The sequence below is a fragment of the Streptomyces tatrensis genome (genome assembly GCF_049310065.1).
Taxonomy (GTDB): domain Bacteria; phylum Actinomycetota; class Actinomycetes; order Streptomycetales; family Streptomycetaceae; genus Streptomyces.
Genome location: NZ_JBMDLB010000007.1, coordinates 1,851,354 through 1,870,690, shown reverse-complemented (window position 1 = coordinate 1,870,690; position 19,337 = coordinate 1,851,354). Strand labels below are relative to the sequence as shown.

The 19,337-nt window shown below is 73.2% G+C and carries 15 protein-coding genes; 4 read left to right on the top strand and 11 right to left on the bottom strand.

Annotation, left to right across the window (positions count from 1 at the left end; all coding sequences use genetic code 11):
* From ACODT5_RS12080 to ACODT5_RS12050, 7 genes are all read right to left on the bottom strand, one after another.
* Nucleotides 1–2,133 carry a 3-hydroxyacyl-CoA dehydrogenase NAD-binding domain-containing protein gene (locus ACODT5_RS12080; RefSeq protein ID WP_385379980.1) on the bottom strand — a complete coding sequence of 711 codons (2,133 nt, stop codon included), beginning with the start codon at nucleotides 2,131–2,133 and terminating at the stop codon, nucleotides 1–3.
* Complete coding sequence (locus tag ACODT5_RS12075; RefSeq protein WP_266885747.1) at nucleotides 2,130–3,356, bottom strand: thiolase family protein; 1,227 nt, start codon at nucleotides 3,354–3,356, stop codon at nucleotides 2,130–2,132. Before ACODT5_RS12075 ends, ACODT5_RS12080 begins: the two co-directional genes overlap by 4 nt.
* Nucleotides 3,357–3,487: 131 nt before the next feature.
* Nucleotides 3,488–5,365, bottom strand: a complete 1,878-nt coding sequence (locus ACODT5_RS12070) for an SMI1/KNR4 family protein (RefSeq protein ID WP_422519162.1) — start codon at nucleotides 5,363–5,365, stop codon at nucleotides 3,488–3,490.
* The gene (locus ACODT5_RS12065; protein ID WP_422519161.1) at nucleotides 5,362–6,111 is read right to left on the bottom strand and encodes a ferritin-like domain-containing protein; all 750 of its coding nucleotides are present in this window, start codon (nucleotides 6,109–6,111) and stop codon (nucleotides 5,362–5,364) included. The genes ACODT5_RS12070 and ACODT5_RS12065 overlap by 4 nt, the downstream gene beginning before the upstream one ends.
* A gap of 151 nt (nucleotides 6,112–6,262) precedes the next feature.
* Nucleotides 6,263–7,582 (bottom strand): HRDC domain-containing protein, encoded by a 1,320-nt coding sequence (locus tag ACODT5_RS12060; RefSeq protein ID WP_422519160.1) that lies wholly within the window; start codon nucleotides 7,580–7,582, stop codon nucleotides 6,263–6,265.
* A 133-nt stretch (nucleotides 7,583–7,715) separates the two neighbouring features.
* A complete protein-coding gene (locus ACODT5_RS12055; protein WP_422519159.1) occupies nucleotides 7,716–8,378 on the bottom strand; it encodes a helix-turn-helix transcriptional regulator in 663 nt (220 codons plus the stop codon).
* A 297-nt stretch (nucleotides 8,379–8,675) separates the two neighbouring features.
* Nucleotides 8,676–9,338, bottom strand: coding sequence for a DUF3000 domain-containing protein (locus ACODT5_RS12050; RefSeq protein ID WP_243331447.1), 663 nt, complete (start codon nucleotides 9,336–9,338; stop codon nucleotides 8,676–8,678).
* 91 nt (nucleotides 9,339–9,429) lie between these two features.
* On the opposite strand from ACODT5_RS12050, the gene hemE reads away from it, so the two are divergent.
* Complete coding sequence (gene hemE, locus ACODT5_RS12045) at nucleotides 9,430–10,494, top strand: uroporphyrinogen decarboxylase (protein WP_422519158.1); 1,065 nt, start codon at nucleotides 9,430–9,432, stop codon at nucleotides 10,492–10,494.
* Between the two features lie 36 nt (nucleotides 10,495–10,530).
* Nucleotides 10,531–11,670 (top strand): NADAR family protein, encoded by a 1,140-nt coding sequence (locus ACODT5_RS12040; RefSeq protein WP_422519157.1) that lies wholly within the window; start codon nucleotides 10,531–10,533, stop codon nucleotides 11,668–11,670.
* Here the strand turns inward: ACODT5_RS12040 and ACODT5_RS12035 are convergent.
* Together ACODT5_RS12035 and ACODT5_RS12030 are read right to left on the bottom strand one after the other, a co-directional pair.
* Entirely contained in the window at nucleotides 11,667–13,055 is a 1,389-nt protein-coding gene (locus ACODT5_RS12035) for an FAD-dependent oxidoreductase (protein WP_422519156.1), read from the bottom strand. The two genes, ACODT5_RS12040 and ACODT5_RS12035, sit on opposite strands and share 4 nt — an antisense overlap.
* A 64-nt stretch (nucleotides 13,056–13,119) precedes the next feature.
* A complete protein-coding gene (locus tag ACODT5_RS12030) occupies nucleotides 13,120–14,166 on the bottom strand; it encodes a DUF4349 domain-containing protein (RefSeq protein ID WP_422519155.1) in 1,047 nt (348 codons plus the stop codon).
* A 183-nt stretch (nucleotides 14,167–14,349) separates the two neighbouring features.
* On the opposite strand from ACODT5_RS12030, the gene hemG reads away from it, so the two are divergent.
* A complete protein-coding gene (hemG, locus tag ACODT5_RS12025) occupies nucleotides 14,350–15,843 on the top strand; it encodes a protoporphyrinogen oxidase (RefSeq protein ID WP_422519154.1) in 1,494 nt (497 codons plus the stop codon).
* 4 nt (nucleotides 15,844–15,847) lie between these two features.
* Nucleotides 15,848–16,561: a hydrogen peroxide-dependent heme synthase gene (gene hemQ / locus ACODT5_RS12020; RefSeq protein WP_422519153.1), complete on the top strand. Its 714-nt coding sequence runs from the start codon at nucleotides 15,848–15,850 to the stop codon at nucleotides 16,559–16,561.
* A gap of 105 nt (nucleotides 16,562–16,666) precedes the next feature.
* Here the strand turns inward: hemQ and ACODT5_RS12015 are convergent, their stop codons facing one another.
* Nucleotides 16,667–18,403 (bottom strand): alpha/beta hydrolase, encoded by a 1,737-nt coding sequence (locus ACODT5_RS12015; RefSeq protein ID WP_422519152.1) that lies wholly within the window; start codon nucleotides 18,401–18,403, stop codon nucleotides 16,667–16,669.
* Nucleotides 18,404–18,484: 81 nt separating this feature from the next.
* The gene (locus tag ACODT5_RS12010) at nucleotides 18,485–19,273 is read right to left on the bottom strand and encodes a TIGR04222 domain-containing membrane protein (protein WP_422519151.1); all 789 of its coding nucleotides are present in this window, start codon (nucleotides 19,271–19,273) and stop codon (nucleotides 18,485–18,487) included.
* Nucleotides 19,274–19,337: the final 64 nt, after the last annotated feature.

Below are 19,337 nucleotides of genomic sequence, written 5' to 3'. Positions count from 1 at the left end.
TCAGACCGGAACGCTCGCCAGGCCCGGGGCCAGGAACTTCTTGCCGTTCACCCGCTCGGAGACGCCCTCGCGGTCCAGGTACGGAGTGACGCCGCCCAGGTGGAAGGGCCAGCCCGCGCCCGTGATGAGGCAGAGGTCGATGTCCTGGGCCTCGGCCACGACACCCTCCTCCAGCATCAGGCCGATCTCCTGCGCCACCGCGTCCAGGACGCGGTCGCGGACCTGCTCCTCGGTCAGGACGACATCGCCCTGCACGAGGAGGGCGGCGACCTCGGGGTCCAGCTCCGGCTTGCCGGAGTCGTACGTGTAGAAGCCGCGCTTGCCGGCCTTGACGACCGCAGCGAGGTTCGGGGAGACGGTGAAGCGCTCCGGGAAGGCGCGGTTCAGGGTCTCGGAGACGTGCAGGCCGATCGCCGGGCCCACGAGCTCCAGCAGCACCAGCGGGGACATCGGCAGGCCGAGCGGCTCGATGGCCTTCTCGGCGGTGACCACCGGGGTGCCCTCGTCGATGACGTTCTGGATCTCGCCCATGAAGCGGGTCAGGATGCGGTTCACGACGAACGCCGGGGCGTCCTTGGTGAGGACCGCGGTCTTCTTCAGCTTCCGCGCGACACCGAAGGCCGTGGCCAGCGAGGCGTCGTCGGTCTGCTCACCGCGGACGATCTCCAGCAGCGGGAGGATCGCGACCGGGTTGAAGAAGTGGAAGCCGACCACGCGCTCCGGGTGCTGGAGCTTGGAAGCCATCTCCGAGACCGACAGCGAGGAGGTGTTGGTGGCGAGGATCGCGTGCGCCGGGGCGACCGCCTCGACCTCCGCGAACACCTTCTGCTTGACGGACATCTCCTCGAACACGGCCTCGATGATGAAGTCCGCGTCCGCGAAGCCCTCGGCCTTGTCCAGGACACCCGTCACCAGGGCGGTCAGGCGGTTGGCCTTGTCCTGGTTGATGCGGCCCTTGCCGAGCAGCTTCTGGATCTCGGCGTGGACGTAGCCCACACCCTTGTCCACGCGCTCCTGGTCGATGTCGGTGAGGACCACCGGCACCTCCAGGCGGCGCAGGAACAGCAGCGCCAGCTGCGAGGCCATCAGGCCCGCGCCGACGACGCCGACCTTGGTGACCTGGCGGGCCAGGTTCTTGTCCGGGGCGCCGGCCGGGCGCTTGGCGCGCTTCTGGACCAGGTTGAAGGCGTAGATGCCGGAGCGCAGTTCGCCGCCCATGATGAGGTCGGCCAGGGCCGCGTCCTCGGCGTCGAAGCCCTTCTGCAGGTCGCCGTCCTTGGCAGCCTCGATGATCTCCAGCGCGCGGTAGGCGGCCGGGGCCGCGCCGTGCACCTTGGAGTCGGCGATGAAGCGGCCGCGGGCGACCGCCGCGTCCCAGGCCTCGCCGCGGTCGATCTCGTCGCGGACGACCTCGGTCGTGCCGTTCAGCACGTTCGCGGTCCACAGGAGCGACTGCTCCAGGAAGTCCGCACCGTCGAACAGCGCGTCGGCGATGCCGAGCTCGAAGACCTGCTTGCCCTTGAGCTGGCGGTTCTGGTTCAGCGAGTTCTCGATGATGACCGAGACCGCGCGGTCCGCGCCGATCAGGTTCGGCAGCAGGGCGCAGCCGCCCCAGCCGGGAACCAGGCCGAGGAAGACCTCGGGCAGCGAGAAGGCCGGGATGGCCTTGGAGACGGTGCGGTAGGTGCAGTGCAGGCCGACCTCGACACCGCCGCCCATCGCCGCACCGTTGTAGTACGCGAAGGTGGGGACGGCCAGCGCCGCGAGGCGCTTGAAGACGTCGTGGCCGCCCTTGCCGATGGCGAGCGCCTCGTCGTGCTTCTTCAGCAGCTCGACGCCCTTGAGGTCGGCGCCGACCGCGAAGATGAACGGCTTGCCGGTCAGGCCCGCACCGACGATGGAGCCCGCGAGGGCCTCCTGCTCGACCTGGTCGATCGCCGCGTTCAGGTTGGCGAGGGACTGCGGGCCGAAGGTGGTCGGCTTGGTGTGGTCCAGGCCGTTGTCCAGCGTGACGAGCGCGAAGCGCCCGGCGCCGAAGGGCAGGTCGAGGTGGCGTACGAGCGCGCGCGTGACGACCTCGTCCGGGAACAGCTCGGCAGCGCCCTTCAGGAGCTCAGTGGTGGTGGTGCTCACTTGCTGTCTCCCTCGGCGGTGAAGTTCGGGTTCTCCCAGACGACCGTGGCGCCCATGCCGAAGCCGACGCACATGGTGGTCAGGCCGTAGCGGACCTCCGGCTGCTCCTCGAACTGGCGGGCCAGCTGGGTCATCAGGCGCACGCCCGAGGAGGCGAGCGGGTGGCCGAAGGCGATGGCGCCGCCGTACTGGTTGACGCGGGCGTCGTCGTCGGCGATGCCGTAGTGCTCCAGGAACGCGAGGACCTGGACCGCGAAGGCCTCGTTGACCTCGAAGAGGCCGATGTCGTCGATCGTCAGACCGGCCTGCGCCAGGGCCTTCTCGGTGGCCGGGATCGGGCCGTAGCCCATGACCTCCGGCTCGACACCCGCGAAGGAGTACGAGACCAGGCGCATCTTGACCGGGAGGTTGTTCGCGCGGGCGAAGTCCTCGGACGCGATGATCGCGGCCGTGGCGCCGTCGTTGAGACCGGCGGCGTTGCCCGCGGTGACGTTGCCGTGGACCCGGAACGGGGTCTTGAGGCCCGCCAGGTTCTCCAGGGTGGTCCCCGGACGCATCGGCTCGTCGGCGGTGACCAGGCCCCAGCCCGTCTCACCGGCCGCCTCGTTGTTGTTGCGCACCGAGATCGGCACCAGGTCCTGCTGGATCTTGCCGTCGGCGTACGCCTTGGCGGCCTTCTCCTGCGAGCGCACGGCGTACTCGTCGGCGCGGAGCTTGGTGATCGTCGGGTACCGGTCGTGCAGGTTCTCGGCGGTCATGCCCATGAACAGGGCGGACTCGTCGACCAGCTTCTCGGAGACGAAGCGCGGGTTCGGGTCCACGCCCTCGCCCATGGGGTGGCGGCCCATGTGCTCGACACCGCCGGCGAGGGCGACGTCGTACGCACCGAAGGCCACGCCGCCCGCGACGGCGGTCACGGCGGTGAGCGCGCCGGCGCACATGCGGTCGATCGAGTAGCCCGGGACGGACTGCGGGAGGCCCGCGAGAATGCCGGCCGTGCGGCCCAGCGTCAGGCCCTGGTCGCCGATCTGCGTGGTCGCGGCGATGGCGACCTCGTCGATCTTCGCGGGGTCCAGGTCCGGGTTGCGGCGCAGCAGCTCCCGGATCGCCTTGACGACGAGATCGTCGGCGCGGGTCTCGTTGTAGATGCCCTTCGGGCCCGCCTTGCCGAACGGGGTGCGGACGCCGTCGACGAAGACGACGTCCCTGACGGTACGAGGCACGTTGGCTCTCCTCCAGGTGCGGGTGTGCACTGCTGCGCGGGGGGCGTGCCCATTACTGAGCGCCCGCTCACCTCTCCATGCTACTTGTCGGTAACCGGCATGCACAGCCCCCACGGGAGGAGCGGCGAAGGTCACACTCCGCCGGGGTGCTGTCCGGCCAGGTCCGCCGCGAGCTCGTCGCGCCAGCGTACGGACAGGCGCAGGTTCAGGACCTTCTCCGCCGCGCCCGGCAGGGGCAGCAGCAGGAACGCGCGCACGGCCCTGGCAGCCGCGTCCCGTGCGGACCACGCGGCGAGGTCGGCCGCGGTGACGGGCGCCGGTTCCGGCTCGCAGCGGGCCGAGTCCAGCAGTCCCCGGGCCGCCCGGGCCTCCGCCGCCAAGGTCCTCATCCGCAGGTCCAGGTCCCCGTCGGCCGTCAGGTCCACCGGCTCATCCCGGCGGATCCGGTCCAGTGCCCGCGCGATCTCCGGGTGGCCGTCGATGCCGGTCTCGGACGCGAGCCGGGCGAGCTGGGCCGCCATCGCGGAGCGCAGCAGGTCCGGCGGAGTCCGGTCGACGAGGGCGCCGAGGTCGAAGTCGCGCACCGAGGAGACCGGGTACGGATCCGGCTCCAGGTCTTCGAGGACCGGCAGCAGCAGGGCGCTCGCCAGCTGCGCTTCGCCGTCGTCCGCCGGATCCCAGGTGATGCCGTACTCCGCCGCCAGGCCGGCCAGCAGCCGGGCGTACGCGGCCGTCGAGCCGGGCCAGGGATCGCCGCCGCTCAGCCGCCAGTACTGCCCAGCGGGCCCGAGCACGGGCTTCTCCTGGGGTCCGGCTGCGTAGTCCTCGCGGTCCGAATCGACCAGACGGGCCGCCGCCGGCCGCTCCACGCCGTCCTCCACGAGGGCGACGCGCACCTCGGACCCCTGCTTCGCCAGCAGCACGACCCGAGTCCCGCGCGACAGCCGGCGCAGCACCTCCGGACGGCCGAACTGGGCGTCACCGCCCTCGTGGGTGGCGTACGACCACCCGCCACCGCACGACCCGGCCCGGACCATCGGGCGGCACGCGGCCCAGGGCGAGGTGGCGGAGTGCCTCGCCTGCTCCCGGCCGCGCGGCGCGATGGTCGCGGGCACGGCGCCCAGCCTGTCCAGCAGCTCCCCGGGCTCGATGCCCGCCACGAAGACGACGTCGGGCTGCACGGGTGGCGCGGGCCCGTCCGGCGATCCGAAGCTCGTGAAGGTGACGACGGCGTACGCCCCGTCGTGCTGCGGGGATGGCGGGGCCGGCGGGATCGGCTCGGCCGCGGGGGCCGGGATCCGCGGTTCGGCGGCCCCGGCGGCCAGGCCGAGGGGAGAGAGGGGATCGGGGATGATCGTCCTGTCGTCGTCCCAGATCAGCCGGCCTTCGTGGGTGAGGGGCGTCCGTCCGTAGAAGGGCGTGCCGTTCTCCAGGGCCGCGGCGAAGTCGGCGAGGAGCTGCCACAGTCCCGGCCAGGCGGTGAAGGTCGAGCCCGTCTCGTCGAAGTACCGGCCGATGCGCCCGTGATGCGGGCCGGGGCGGGTGGCCAGGAAGAGGCCGTCGGAGGACTGCCAGCCGATGCCCAGGGTGATCAGCAGCCGCTCGCGCTGCCAGTACGCGCACTCGTCGCGCTCCTCCTCGTGGAGCTCGGCCTCGGCCTCGGCCTCGGTCTCGGCGAGATCCGCGTCCACGGCGATCTCGCGCAGCTGCTCGGTGCTCCGGACGATGTCCTCGACTCCGGACGGCGGCCCGTAGTAGTCGAGTAAGAGCGTGCCCTCCTGGAGCTCCACGCCGTCGTGCCGCAGCAGCGACTCCCGCAGGTCGGACGGGAACGTCACCCCGAGACGGAGTTCGGCCGCCGCGATGTCCTGCGGCAGGGCCGGCGGGCGCAGCAGCCCGTGGGTGACGGCGGCGTGCCGTGCGAGCCAGGCCTCGATACGGGCCCAGGACTGGTCTACAGACGGCCTTGTAGTCGGCTCTGGGGTCGGTTCTGCGGTCGGCGTGATCATGTCGGCACCCTAAGCGCGGCCACCGACAGCACCCGCGAGGTGCCGGCGATGCCGGCCGCCATGGCCGCCGAGGAGCGGACGGTGTCCGCCACGAAGGTGCGGCGGCGGACGCCCAGGGTGCGCAGGGCCGGTCCGTGGTCCGCCGCGACCACCACGGCCGCGGCGGCGAGCGCGGCCCGCCAGGCCTTGACCGCCGATCGGCGGACGGGGGCGGGCAGCGGCGCCAGGGCCTCGCGCAGGCGCAGGCAGTGGAAGGGGACGTGGCGCTCCTCGTCGGCGAGGATCAGCCCCGCCACCTCCGAGGCCAGCGGATCGGCGGCCCCGTCCCGCACGGCCCGGTAGTACCGCAGGGCCACGACCTCCGCCACCATCAGCACCAGCAGTTCGACCCGCAGCCCCAGCAGTCTGCGCAGCCGTACGAAGGCGGTGTCGCTCCAGTGGGCGTCCAGGGTCCCCGCGCCCCCCGCCTCCAGGAGCAGGGCCAGCATCCGCGCGTGGTTCTGCTCCTCCGCGACGAAGAGGCGTACGGCCCGTGCGTACACCGGATCACCGGCCCGGTCGGCCTTGCCGATCAGTGCGGAGCCGTCCCCGTCCTCGCCCACCTGGAACCGCTGCAGGCTCCGGACCAGCTCCGCGGGGAGCGTCGCGCCCCGGGTCCACTCCGGATCCCCCCGCCGGGCGCGCCGCTCCCGTTCGGTCTCGAAGTCGGTCACCCAGGTCTCGTATCCCCGCCCATGTTTGATCACGTTCAAAAGTTAGGCGTCTTTGAGCGTGTTCAAAAGGAGTCCGGGCCGGCTGTAGCGGAACCGGGACATGGGCGCGGACATGGGGAAGCCCCCGGCCTTTCGGCCGGGGGCTTCCCCATGTCGAGCGAGCCCGAGCGCGTCGGGCGACCGGTCAGTCTTCGGTCTCGGTCTCCGGTTCGGGCACGATCACCGGCGGGGTCGCGGCCAGGGCCGTGACCAGGGCGTCCGTCACCTGCTCGATCTGCCACGGGCGGGCTCCGTAGCCCGCCAGGGCCTCGGCCACCGCGTCCGCCTCCAGGCGCTCGGGCGGCTCCCAGCACAGCCGGCGGACCGTGTCGGGGGTGATCAGGTTCTCCTGCGGGAGGTTCAGCCCCTCCGCCAGCGCCGACACGGCCGTCCGGGCCGCGGCCAGCCGCGCCGCGGCCGCCGGGTCCTTGTCCGCCCAGGAGCGCGGCGGCGGCGGACCGGCCGGGGTCGCCCCCGGCTGCGGCAGCTCCGCCTCGGGCAGGGCCTTGGCCCGGTCCACGGCGGCCATCCACTGGTCCAGCTGGCGCCGGCCCATGCGCTGCCCGTAGCCGGGCAGGGCGGAGAGGGCCTGCACGTTCAGCGGCAAGGCGAGCGCGGCCTCGACGATCGCGGCGTCACCCAGCACCTTGCCCGGCGACACGTCACGGCGCTGCGCGATCCGGTCCCGGGACTCCCACAGCTCCCGGACGACGGCCATCTGCCGGCGCCGGCGCACCTTGTGCATGCCGGAGGTGCGGCGCCACGGGTCCTTGCGGGGCGGCGCGGGCGGTGCGGCGCAGATGGCGTCGAACTCCTGGTGGGCCCATTCCAGCTTGCCCTGCCGGTCCAGCTCCTTCTCCAGCGCGTCCCTCAGGTCCACGAGCAGCTCCACGTCGAGCGCGGCGTAGCGCAGCCACGGCTCGGGGAGCGGACGCGTCGACCAGTCGACGGCGGAGTGGCCCTTCTCCAGCACGTAGCCGAGGACCCCCTCGACCATCGCGCCGAGTCCGACCCGCGGGAAGCCGGCGAGGCGGCCGGCCAGCTCGGTGTCGAAGAGGGAGGTGGGCGCCATGCCTATTTCGCGCAGGCACGGCAGGTCCTGGGTGGCGGCGTGCAGGATCCACTCGGTGCCGGACAGGGCCTCGCCGAGCGAGGAGAGGTCGGGGCAGCCCACCGGGTCGATCAGTGCGGAGCCCGCACCCTCGCGGCGCAGCTGTACGAGGTAGGCGCGCTGGCCGTAGCGGTAGCCGGAGGCGCGCTCGGCGTCCACGGCGACGGGGCCGGTGCCCGCGGCGAAGGCCGCGACCACCTCGGCGAGCGCGGCGGCGTCGGCGACCACCGGGGGGATGCCCTCACGGGGTTCTAGCAAGGGAATCGGCAGCCCGTCGGACGAAACCTCGTCGTCCGGGGGGCCGCCCCCGGTGGTGGTGCGCAGGCCTGCTGCGGTTTCTTGGGCGTCGGTCACCGGTCAAGGGTATCCGTGGATACGACGCGCCCGTCGCCGGAACGTTCCGGCGACGGGCGCGAGGGGGGAGTACGGACGTTTCCCCGGGTTCTCCGGGAGTTTTCCCGGGGGACTTCGGGGGATATCGGCCGGGTCAGTGGATGATCCCGGTCCGCAGGGCGACGGCGACCATCCCGGCCCGGTCGCCGGTGCCCAGCTTGCGGGCGATCCGTGCGAGGTGGGACTTGACGGTCAGGGCGGACAGGCCCATCGAAACGCCGATGGCCTTGTTGGACTGGCCCTCCGCGACGAGGCGCAGGACCTCGACCTCGCGGCCGGAGAGCTCTCGGTAGCCGCCCGGGTGGCTCGGGGAACCCGGGGGGCGGCGGTGCATACGGGCCGCGGCGGCGCCGATGGGGGCGGCGCCGGGCCGGGACGGGAGCCCGATGTTGGTCCGGGTGCCGGTGACGACGTAGCCCTTCACTCCGCCCGCGAGGGCGTTGCGTACGGCGCCGATGTCGTCGGCGGCGGACAGGGCCAGGCCGTTCGGCCAACCGGCGGCGCGGGTCTCGGAGAGCAGGGTGAGACCGGAACCGTCGGGCAGGTGTACGTCGGCCACGCAGATGTCGCGCGGGCTGCCGATGCGTGGACGGGCCTCCGCGATGGACGAAGCCTCGATCACGTCGCGTACTCCGAGGGCCCACAAATGGCGGGTCACGGTGGAACGCACGCGCGGGTCGGCCACGACGACCATGGCCGTCGGCTTGTTCGGGCGGTAGGCGACCAGGCTTGCGGGCTGCTCGAGAAGAACGGACACCTAGGCCTCCTGGGGGGAGTGGCGGGACGGCCGGCTCGGGGAAGGAAGCCGGTGCGAACCGTGCGGATGGTCTATGACTCCTTCGGCACGTCACCCGCCCGGCTTTAGGGAATGATCACGATTTGGTTAGTAACAATTCGGGCAATTCGGACGCACGATCGATCATAGGGTGATCAGAAGCCCGCAAGGGGCGCCCCGTAACGACATCCGGCCCCGAAATCGGGGCACGGGTCGGCACGGATCGGTGCAGGTCGGCGCGGGCTGACGCGGGTCCGCGCCGCCCCCGGCCTTGCGGAATCACCCCTGGGGGTGATGGGGGCCGCGCCGCTGGGGCAGCGAGACCACCCCGGTGACCGTCTCGGTCGGTCCGACCGGCGGCAGCCCCGCGATCTGACACAGCAGTTCGCACCAGGCCGACAGGTGTGCGGCGGTGTCCGGCACCCCGCCCACCCCCTCGCGCGGCGTCCACGAGGCCCTGATCTCGATCTGTGTCGCCGGCCGCCGCTCTCCGAGCCCGCCGAAGTAGTGCGAGGCGGCCATGGTCACGGTCCCGCTCGCCTCCCCGTACGTCAGCCCGCGCGCGTCCAGCGCACCCGTCAGCCAGGACCAGCACACCTCCGGGAGGAGCGGGTCCACGGCCATCTCCGGCTCCAGTTCCGCCCGTACGAGCGTCACCAGCCGGAAGGTGCCCTGCCAGGCGTCGTGCCCGGCCGGGTCGTGCAGGAGGATCAGCCGGCCGTCGGCCAGGTCCTCGTCACCGTCCACGACGGCCGCTTCCAGCGCGTACGCGTGGGGTGCCAGTCTCTGTGGCGGTTTGGTGGGATCGATCTCGATCCCCTGCCGCAGCCTCGCCTTCTTCAAGCCGTCGACCGCCCGCCGGAACGGGAGTGGGACGGAGCTGTCCTTCGCGCTGTCCGTACCGTCAGCGCCATCTGAAAATCGTCCCTGAGCCGCAGCCATGCGGGGAAGACTAGGCGGAACGAGCGCCCGTACGGCGCAGGGACACCCGCGCCGGGCCGGGCACTTCTTCATACGTGCGAAGATTTGAGTCGTGAGCGCCAACACCCGCCCCACGGGCACGCCGAGCCAGACGTACGATTCCGCCTTCCTGAAGGCGTGCCGGCGCGAGCCGGTACCGCACACCCCCGTGTGGTTCATGCGGCAGGCGGGACGCTCGCTCCCGGAGTACCGGAAGGTGCGCGAGGGCACGCAGATGCTGGAATCCTGCATGCGGCCCGACCTGGTCACCGAGATCACCATGCAGCCGGTCCGGCGCCACAACGTGGACGCGGCCATCTTCTTCTCCGACATCGTGGTCCCGCTGAAGGCCATCGGCATCGACCTGGACATCAAGCCGGGCGTCGGCCCGGTCGTCGCCCAGCCGATCCGCCGCCGCGAGGACCTCGCACAGCTGCGCGACCTCACCCCGGAGGACGTCTCGTACGTCACCGAGGCGATCGGCATGCTCACGGGTGAACTGGGCTCCACGCCGTTGATCGGCTTCGCCGGCGCGCCCTTCACCCTCGCGAGCTACCTGGTCGAGGGCGGCCCGTCCAAGAACCACGAGCACACCAAGGCCCTCATGTACGGGGACCCGGAGCTCTGGGCCGACCTGCTGGACCGCCTCGCCGAGATCACCTCCTCTTTCCTGAAGGTCCAGATCGAGGCCGGCGCCTCCGCGATCCAGCTCTTCGACTCCTGGGTCGGCGCGCTCGCCCCGGCGGACTACCGCCGCTCGGTGATGCCCGCCTCCGCGAAGGTCCTGGAGTCCGTGGCCTCCTACGGTGTCCCGCGCATCCACTTCGGCGTGGGCACGGGTGAGCTGCTCGGCCTCATGGGCGAGGCCGGCGCGGACGTCATGGGCGTCGACTACCGGGTCTCCCTGAACGAGGCCGTCAAGCGGGTCGGCCCCGGCAAGGCGCTCCAGGGCAACCTGGACCCGGCCGTCCTCTTCTCCACCACCGAGGCCGTCGAGACCAAGACCCGCGAGGTCCTGGACGCCGCGGCGGACCTGGAGGGCCACATCTTCAACCTGGGCCACGGCGTCCTCCCGACGACGAACCCGGACGCCCTGACCCGCCTGGTGGACTACGTCCACACGCAGACGGCGGTCTAGGACCGGGACTGCGCCAACGTCGGTACCGTGCCGTGCATGACATGGCACGGGCCGACGTTTCGCATATCCGACGGAGAAACCATCGACGGGGCCTGGCGCCTCGTGTGGTGGAAGTACGAACGGCAGGACGACTACTACCCCGGGGAGCTTTTCGTCTACGCGGACGGAAGGATCAGCCGCGGGCGCTACGGGGCGACCGATCTCGCCGGGCTGGCGGGACTCCTGGCTTCGGGGAAGGTGGCGCTCGCCCGGCCGGACGGCCGGGAGTGGACTCCGGAGCCTTCGAAGTGGCTCGCCCGCTACCCCGAGCCGCTGACCGAGGAGAGCTTCCTCGGGGAAGTGGCCGACGAGATCTCCCGGCTGGCGGGCCGGCCCACGACCGAAGACCTGCTGATGGAGGCCGTCCGGGCCTACCGCCGCGAGACGACGGAGGCCAACCGGTCCCTGCTCCGGGACGCGTACCTGGCCGTCCCGGCCCACCTGCGGGTCTATGTCCTGGGGGACATGGACCGCCAGGACCGGCCGCTGCGGATCCTGGTGACCGACCTCGGCTCGCCCGTGGACGGGGACGGACCCGTGGCCACGCCGGAGATGCACCAGGACGCCCTCGACTACTTCGCCAACGGGGACAAGGGCGTCGAGCGGGCCGAGCGGGAGCGGGCCGTCCTCTACGCGGACGCGCCCGCCGGTGACCCGCAGCCCCCGGTCGTCCTCCACGAGTCCGTGCATCCCCGGGGATGGCCGGCCGAGCTCGGAGACTTCGCGCTGCGCAACGACTACGACGCCCCCTTCACGTACGCGGGGGAGACCTACTCCAGCGTGGTGCACGGCTATTGGGCCCTCTACGCCGCAGAGCGGGCCGACCACGACCGGATCCGCTCCGCCGCCAGCGCCCGCGAGGCGCGGGAACTGGGCGGAGCGGCCGAGGGGCGCGCGGACTGGGCCGCCCGGAGGGTCGCCGTCATGGCGGCGCTGCTGCGGGCCAAGTTCGGACAGCACCCGCGCCTCGCGGAGCTGCTGGTCGCCACCGGGGAGGGCGCGATCCTCTACACCGGCATCTCCGACGCCCCCTTCTGGCGCGACGGCGGCTCCCGCGGCGGCCGGAACTGGACGGGCCGCCTGCTGGAGCTGATCCGCTCTGAACTCGCCGCCGCCGGCGCGGCCCCGACCGGCTAGACCCCCGCCGCCCGCACCGCGGAGACCGCCTTGCGGGCGGCGACCAGCACCGGGTCCCACACCGGGGAGAACGGCGGGGCGTAGCCCAGGTCCAGGGAGACGATCTGGTCCACCGTCATGCCGGCCGTCAGGGCCACCGCGGTGATGTCCACCCGCTTCGCGGAGCCGGCGCCGCCGACGATCTGGCAGCCCAGGAGCCGGCCCGTGCGGCGTTCCGCGAGCATCTTGACCGTCATCTCCGCCGCCTCCGGCATGTAGCCCGCCGTGTTCGTCGAGCGGATCGTCGCCGTGACGAAGCGGAGCCCGACGGCCAGGGCGTCCCGCTCGCGCAGCCCCGTACGCGCGATCTCCAGGTCGCAGACCTTGCTCACGGCCGTGCCGACCACGCCCGGGAAGGTCGCGTAGCCGCCGCCCACGCCCGAGCCGATGACCTGGCCGTGCTTGTTCGCGTGCGTGCCCAGCGCGATGTGCCGCATGCGGCCCGCCACCAGGTCCAGGACCTCCACGCAGTCGCCGCCCGACCAGATGTTCTCGTGGCCGCGCACCCGCATGGACAGGTCGGTCAGCAGACCGCCCGACTCGCCCAGCGGCAGACCCGCCGCGCGGGCCAGGGCCGTGCGCGGCTCGACGCCGATGCCGAGGACGACCACGTCCGCGGGGTACTCGTCCCCGGCCGCGGTGGCCACCGCGCGGGCCCGGCCCTCCGCGTCGGTGAGGATCTCCGTCACCTCGGCGCGGGCGACCGTACGGATGCCCATGCCGTTCATCGCGCTGTGGACGAGGCCGCCCATGTCCGGGTCCAGCGTGGACATCGGCTGCTCGCCCCGGTGCAGCACGGTGACCTCGAAGCCCCGCCCGAGCAGGGCTTCCGCCATCTCCACGCCGATGTAGCCGGCGCCCACGACCACCGCCCGGCGGCCCGCCGTCCGTTCCAGGTCCGTCATCAGCCGCTGACCGTCGTCCAGCGTCTGGACGCCGTGCACCCCGTGCGCGCCGATGCCGGGCAGCCGGGGGCGGACCGGCCGGGCGCCGGTGGCGAGGACGAGCTTGTCGTACCCCGTCCAGTACTCGGCGCCCGATTCCAGATCCCGGGCGCGCACCCGCGCTCCCGCGAGGTCCAGCTCCACGACCTCCGTCCGCGTCCGCAGGTCGATGTCCCGCGCACGGTGCTCCTCGGGTGTCCGGGCGATCAGCTCGTCCCGGCCGTCGACCAGGCCGCCGATCCAGTACGGGATCCCGCACGCGGAGTACGAGGTGAAGTGCCCCCGCTCGAAGGCGGTGATCTCCAGCTCCGCCGGGCCCTTGAGCCGCCGGGCCTGCGACGCGGCGGACATCCCCGCCGCGTCACCGCCGACCACCACCAGCCGTTCCGTGCCGTTCCCCATGTGCCCGTACCGTCCTTCCCCGCCGTCCGTGCCTGCGGGCCCCACGCTACGGGCGCACGGGTGATCAGTCCTGGACCGGCGGCGGCGGCGTAGCGTTCTGATGCGTCGGATCCGCCGGAGTGGCGGCCGTGTGCCCCGGCCAGGCCGGCCCGCCCTGTGCGGGCAGGCGCCGCGCGGCGCCGGGCTTCGCCTTCGCCGGCCGCCACTTGCGGTACAGCCGGAAGGCGAGCAGCAGGAACGCGCCGCTGAGCAGGAACGGCGAGGCCGCGGCGAGCGCCATCAGCAGGTACAGGACCGCGGCGGCGAAGACCTTCCAGCCGCCGATCAGGGCGTCGGAGAAGCCCGGATCCGGCTTCTCCTTCTCCTTGACGGGCTGCTTCCCCGGCTCCGTGAACGTCAGCGTGATCGTGCCGAGCGAGGTCTGGTCCTTCAGCGCCGTCTGCTGCGCGAGCAGCGACTCCAGATCGGCCTGGCGCTTGCTGAGTTCGGCCTCCAGCGTGACCACCTCGGACAGCCCCGAGGCCTTCTCCATCATCTCGCGCACCCGCACCACGCTCGCCTGCTGGGACTTGACCCGGCTGTCGACGTCCGCGACCTTCTGCGTCACGTCCTGCGCCTCGACCTTGCGCTCGAGCAGCTTTCCGGCGCCCTCCATCGCGGCCAGCACCGCGTCGAAGCGCTCGCCCGGCACCCGCAGGGTCACCGTCGAGGTCATCGACCCGTCGGGTGCGCGGGTGGTGCCCTCGTTGCCGACGTACCCGCCTGCGTTCTCCGCCGCCGTCCGGGCGCCGGCCGTCGCCTTCTGGACGTCGGCCGTCTCCACGCCGAGCGACGCCGTCCGGATGATCTGCGTGCGGGCGGCGGGAGCCTGAGGCTGGCTCTTGTCGGCGCCCGGGGCCGGAGCGCCCGACGCGGCCGGGGCCGGAGCCGCCGCCCCGCCCTGTCCGGCCTCCAACTGCTGGGTGGACGCCGCGTCCGCCTTGCCCATCGACTTGTCGTCGGCACTGGAGCCGCAGCCCGTGAGGACGAGCGCCCCGGTCAGGGAGATCGCCGCCAGGACCGTCGCCGAACGCCGTCCGTACCGCCCGTAACGTCTGTGCTGGGTATGCATCGTTGGGTCCCCCTGGTCAGTGTCCGAATCGCCGGATGCGCATCTGTCAGTGCCTCGACGTTCTGACGTTCTGACGTCCAGGGTCCCCTTCCGGGTTTCGTACGCGCGGTTCCGAGGTGATCCCGAAGCGGTCACGGTCAGGCCTCGGCGATCGCCCGATGAGCGGTCTGAGACGATGTGTCCATGCACGAAGCGGACACGCGTACGGACCGGCCGGCCCCCGCCGGGCACGTCGTCGTCATCGGCGGCGGGATCGCGGGCCTCGCGGCGGCCCACCGGCTGCTCGCCGAGGGCCTTCGCGTCACCCTCCTGGAAGCCGGCCCGCGCCCCGGCGGCAAGCTGCGCTCGGGCGAACTGGCCGGCCTGCGCGTGGACCTCGGCGCCGAATCCGTACTCGCCCGCCGCCCCGAAGCGCTCGAACTGGCCCGCGCCGTGGGCCTCGGCGAGGCCCTGCAGCCGCCCGCCACCGCCACCGCCCGCCTCTGGACCCGCGGCGTGCTGCGCCCCCTGCCGGGCGGTCACGTCATGGGCGTCCCGGGCGACCTGGGCCCGCTCGCCGCCTCCGGGGTGCTCTCCGCCGAGGGCCTGGCCCGCGCCGGAGCCGAACACACCCTGGCACCCGAGGAGATCGGCGAGGACGTGGCCCTCGGCGAGTACGTCGCCGCCCGCCTGGGCCACGAGGTCGTCGACCGGCTCGTGGAACCCCTCCTCGGCGGGGTCTACGCCGGCAACTCCTACCGCATCTCCATGCGCGCCGCCGTCCCCCAGCTCTTCGAGGCCGCCCGCAGCCACGCCTCCCTCGGCGAGGGCGTACGGGAACTGCAGGCCCGGGCGGCCCGCGCGGGGCAGACCGGTCCCGTCTTCTCCGGCATCGACGGCGGCATCGGCAGGCTCCCGCTCGCCGTCGCCGAGGCCTGCCGGGCGGCCGGAGCCCGCATCCTCCTCGACACCCCCGCGCGCGAGCTGACCCGTACTGCCACCGGCTGGCGCGTGGTCGCCGACGCACCGGGCGGCGCCGAGGTCATCGAGGCCGACGGAGTGGTCGTGGCCGTCCAGGCCGGACCCGCCGCCCGGCTGCTCGACCGGATCGCGCCCGCGGCCGCCACCGAACTGCGCGGGGTCGAGTACGCCTCCATGGCCCTGGTCACGATGGCGCTGCGCCGCTCCGACCTGCCGGCCGGTATCGCCGACGGCGGCGCGAGCGGGTTCCTCGTACCGCCCGTCGACGGCCGGACGATCAAGGCCTCGACCTTCTCCAGCAACAAGTGGTCCTGGGCCGGAACCGACCCCGACCTCTTCCTGCTCCGCACCTCCGTCGGCCGCCACGGCGACGAGGGCGACCTGAAGCGCTCCGACGGGGAACTGGTCGAGGTCTCCCTCGCCGACCTCGGAGCGGCCGTGGGCCTCGCGCCCACCGCCCGCCCGGTGGCCTCCACCGTCACCCGCTGGGACGGCGGCCTGCCCCAGTACCCCGTCGGCCACCTCGGCCGGGTCGCCCGGATCCGCTCCGCCGTCGCGGCCCTGCCGGGCCTCGCGGTGTGCGGAGCCGTGTACGACGGGGTCGGCATCCCGGCCTGCATCGCGAGCGCGGGCAAGGCCGCCGACGTGGTGATCGCCACGTTGGGGACCGCTGGGGCACCCCTGGCACCGACCACTGATCAGCACACGGGACAATAGACACATGACTGCACCAGAGAAGATTCCCAACGCGGGGAAGAAGGCGAAGGACCTCAACGAGGTCATCCGCTACACCCTGTGGTCCGTCTTCAAGCTGAAGGACGTGCTCCCCGAGAACCGCGCCGGCTTCGCCGACGAGGTCCAGGAGCTGTTCGACCAGCTGGCCGCCAAGGACATCACCGTCCGCGGCACCTATGACGTCTCCGGCCTGCGCGCCGACGCGGACATCATGATCTGGTGGCACGCGGAGACCTCCGACGAGCTGCAGACCGCGTACAACCTGTTCCGCCGCACCAAGCTGGGCCGCGCGCTGGAGCCGGTCTGGTCGAACATGGCCCTGCACCGCCCGGCCGAGTTCAACAAGTCCCACATCCCGGCCTTCCTGGCCGACGAGACGCCGCGCGACTACGTCAGCGTCTACCCCTTCGTGCGCAGCTACGACTGGTACCTGCTGCCCGACGAGGACCGCCGCCGCATGCTCAAGGACCACGGCATGATGGCCCGCGGCTACCCCGACGTGCGCGCCAACACCGTCGCCTCCTTCTCGCTCGGCGACTACGAGTGGCTGCTGGCCTTCGAGGCCGACGAGCTGTACCGCATCGTCGACCTCATGCGTCTCCTGCGCGCTTCCGAGGCCCGCATGCACGTCCGTGAAGAGGTGCCCTTCTACACCGGACGCCGCAAGTCCGTCGCCGATCTGGTGGCCGGACTCGCCTGATACCTCCCCTGGGGGGAAGGACCGGAGGACCGCCTGACCGGCGTCCTCCGGTGATCGGGAGGCCCTGCCCCCGAATCGACGCAGCCGGAGATCCCGCCCGGAAGTTCAGACGACTGGCGGCAGCAGTGCCCTGGGGTGCCCCGGGGCGGTCGCTGCCCGGTCGTCCAGCGACACCGGTGCGGGCTCCGGATGCGGCGCACACGTGACACGCCACCCCGAGGTGTCACCCGTCAGCAAGTACCGCTCCACGTGAGCGTCCACGCAGCCATTGCGTCCGCCGACCACCCCGTGGGTGCCGGCCCCCTCCTCCGTCACCAGCCCGGCCCGCGGCCCGAGCCGCCGCTGGAGCTCCAGGGCGCCCCCGTACGGGGTGGCGCCGTCCCGCTCGGCCGCGACGATCAGCGTGCCGGGGAGCGGGGATCCCGGCCGGAGCCCCACGTCCACCGGCCGCTGCCGCTCGCGCACCGGCCAGAAGGCGCAGGGCAGGTTCAGGAAGGCGTTGGTCCAGGTCTCGAAGGGGGCCGTGCGGGCCAGTTCGGTGTTGTCGCGGTCCCAGGTCTCCCAGTCGGCGGGCCACGGGGCGTCGTTGCACAGCGTCGCCGTGTAGACGGCCGTCGCGTTCTCGCCCTCGACGGCCGCCGCCGGATCCGGGGCGGCCAGCGAGACCAGCGGGCGCGGATCGCCGCGCAGGAACGCCGCCAGGGCCGCCGCACGGCCCGGCCAGACCTCGTCGTAGTACGCCGCCCGCAAGTACGCGGAGTGCAGCTGCCCCGTGCCGACCACCCCGCCCGCCGGTTCGCGGGCCAGCGCCGCCCGCACCCGGTCGTAACTCGCCTGCACCGCCTCGGCGGTGGAGCCGAGCCCGTACGCGGCGTGGTGGCGGGCCGCCCAGGCGCGGAAGTCGGCCCAGCGGCGCTCGAAGCCGGGGGCCTGGGCGAGGTTGTTGCCGTACCAGACCTTGCGCGGATCGGGGTCGACGGCCGAGTCGAAGACCATCCGGCGGACGTGCCCGGGGTACAGGGTGGCGTAGACCGCACCGAGGTACGTGCCGTACGAGGCCCCCATGAAGGTCAGCCGGCCCTCGCCGAGCGCGGCGCGCAGCACGTGCAGGTCGCGGACGTTGTTCAGGGTCGTGTACGAGCCGAGGTCCGCCCCGGCCCGCTCCGCGCAGCCGCGGGCGTAGGCCCGCGCGGCGGTGATCCGGGCCTCCTTGGCGGCGGCGTCCGGCCGTGCGCCGGCGGCCTCGGCCGGAGCCCGGTCGTACCGCTCCGGGTCCTGGCAGGACAGCGGGTGCCCCGAGCGGCCCACGCCGCGCGGGGCGTAGCCGACGAGGTCGTAGGCGGCCCCGACGCGGCGCCACTCGGGCAGGTCGGCGACGAGCGGGAAGAACAGCCCGTTCCCGCCCGGCCCGCCGGGGTTGTACACGAGCGCACCCTGCCGCGGGGCCCCGCCCGCGCCGGAGGCGGCGACCCGGCTGACGAGGATCGAGGTCTGCGGCCCGTGGGGCCGGGCGTAGTCGACTGGGACGCGGAGCGCGGCGCACCGCACCTCCGGCCCGAGCCCCTCGGCGACGGGACACGGCCCGAACTCCAGCCCGTCGCGGGCACGCTGACGGTCCGGGGGCGAAGCCCCGGCCGGGCCCGGGAGCCCCGCGAGCGCGGCGGCGGCAGCGGCCCGCCGGGCCACGAGCTCGGCCCCGGCGGTCTCGGCGGCCGCCCGGGCGGTGGCGGGGCCCGGGGGAGCGGTCCCGGCGGCGGCTTCGGCGCCGGAGGTCACCGGCAGGGAGGCGGCCAGCGCCAAGGCGGCCAGCGCGACCGTGGCGGACACCCGGGGCATGCGCATGGCGGGCCTCCCATCTCAACGGACCTTCCGATGAGATCCGGCGGGCGGCCCCCTGTACAGGACCGGCGGCCGGTGTCGCGCTCAATGCCCCCGTTGCCGCGGAATCCGTCCCCGCTTGCCGTACGTGAGCGCCGCCCGCAGCTCGGGATCGGTGACCGCGCGCAGCCCCCGCAGCGCCACCGCGGTGAGCGAGCCCCGCACGCCCCGCTCCCGGCCCAGCTCCACGAGGAGCCGCCGGCCGGCGGGGGAGGCCCACTCGGACTGCGCGTGCCCCTCGACGCGGGCTATGGCCAGGCAGCCCAGCGCGAGGATCAGCGGCAGCGCGAACCAGCACAGGATCATGGTGGTCGTGGTCCCCGGCTCGGGTACGCACAGCGCGGCCCCCAGCATGCCGAGGACCAGCAAGGTGGCCTGCCGGACCGCCCGGACCCCCGCGTAGACCTCCTGCTGGACCCCCTCGCGCAGCGCGAGCCCGGCCTCCGAGAGCCGGTCCGCGAGGGCCCGTACGGCCGGATCCCGCGCCGCGACCGCCCGTACGGAGGTCACCGGCTCCTGCCCGTCCGGCCCGAACGCGCCGAGCACCGAGCACTCGTGCGGATCGCGGCCCACCGGGTCGACCACCGTCGCCCAGCCGGTGTACGCGAGCAGCAGCCGCCGCTGGCGCTGCATCGACAGCAGCGTCAGCTCGGCCACCCGCTCGGGGCCGCCGGCGAGGTAGGCGGCCTCGTACAGGTTCAGCTCGTCGTGGTGGTGGTCGTGGCGCACGGCGCTGCCCGGGGGCTCCGCCAGTTCGGCGGCGGCCCTCAGGAGGCGGGTGCACGCGATCAGCAGCCCTGCCCAGGCAAGGAGGAGGAACAGGACCCAGAACATGTCCGAGTTCTACAAGATGTGGAACCGGCCGGTACAGGGCTCTGCCGAGGTGTGAGCAGCTCGT

Coding starts and splice junctions, on each gene's coding strand:
- ACODT5_RS12040 (WP_422519157.1), top strand. CDS start 10,531: ATGACATGGCACGGGCCGACGTTTCGCATATCCGACGGAGAAACCATC.
- ACODT5_RS12015 (WP_422519152.1), bottom strand. CDS start 18,403: ATGCGCATGCCCCGGGTGTCCGCCACGGTCGCGCTGGCCGCCTTGGCG.
- ACODT5_RS12035 (WP_422519156.1), bottom strand. CDS start 13,055: ATGGGGAACGGCACGGAACGGCTGGTGGTGGTCGGCGGTGACGCGGCG.
- hemG (WP_422519154.1), top strand. CDS start 14,350: ATGCACGAAGCGGACACGCGTACGGACCGGCCGGCCCCCGCCGGGCAC.
- ACODT5_RS12070 (WP_422519162.1), bottom strand. CDS start 5,365: ATGATCACGCCGACCGCAGAACCGACCCCAGAGCCGACTACAAGGCCG.
- ACODT5_RS12050 (WP_243331447.1), bottom strand. CDS start 9,338: ATGGCTGCGGCTCAGGGACGATTTTCAGATGGCGCTGACGGTACGGAC.
- hemQ (WP_422519153.1), top strand. CDS start 15,848: ATGACTGCACCAGAGAAGATTCCCAACGCGGGGAAGAAGGCGAAGGAC.
- ACODT5_RS12010 (WP_422519151.1), bottom strand. CDS start 19,273: ATGTTCTGGGTCCTGTTCCTCCTCCTTGCCTGGGCAGGGCTGCTGATC.
- ACODT5_RS12030 (WP_422519155.1), bottom strand. CDS start 14,166: ATGCATACCCAGCACAGACGTTACGGGCGGTACGGACGGCGTTCGGCG.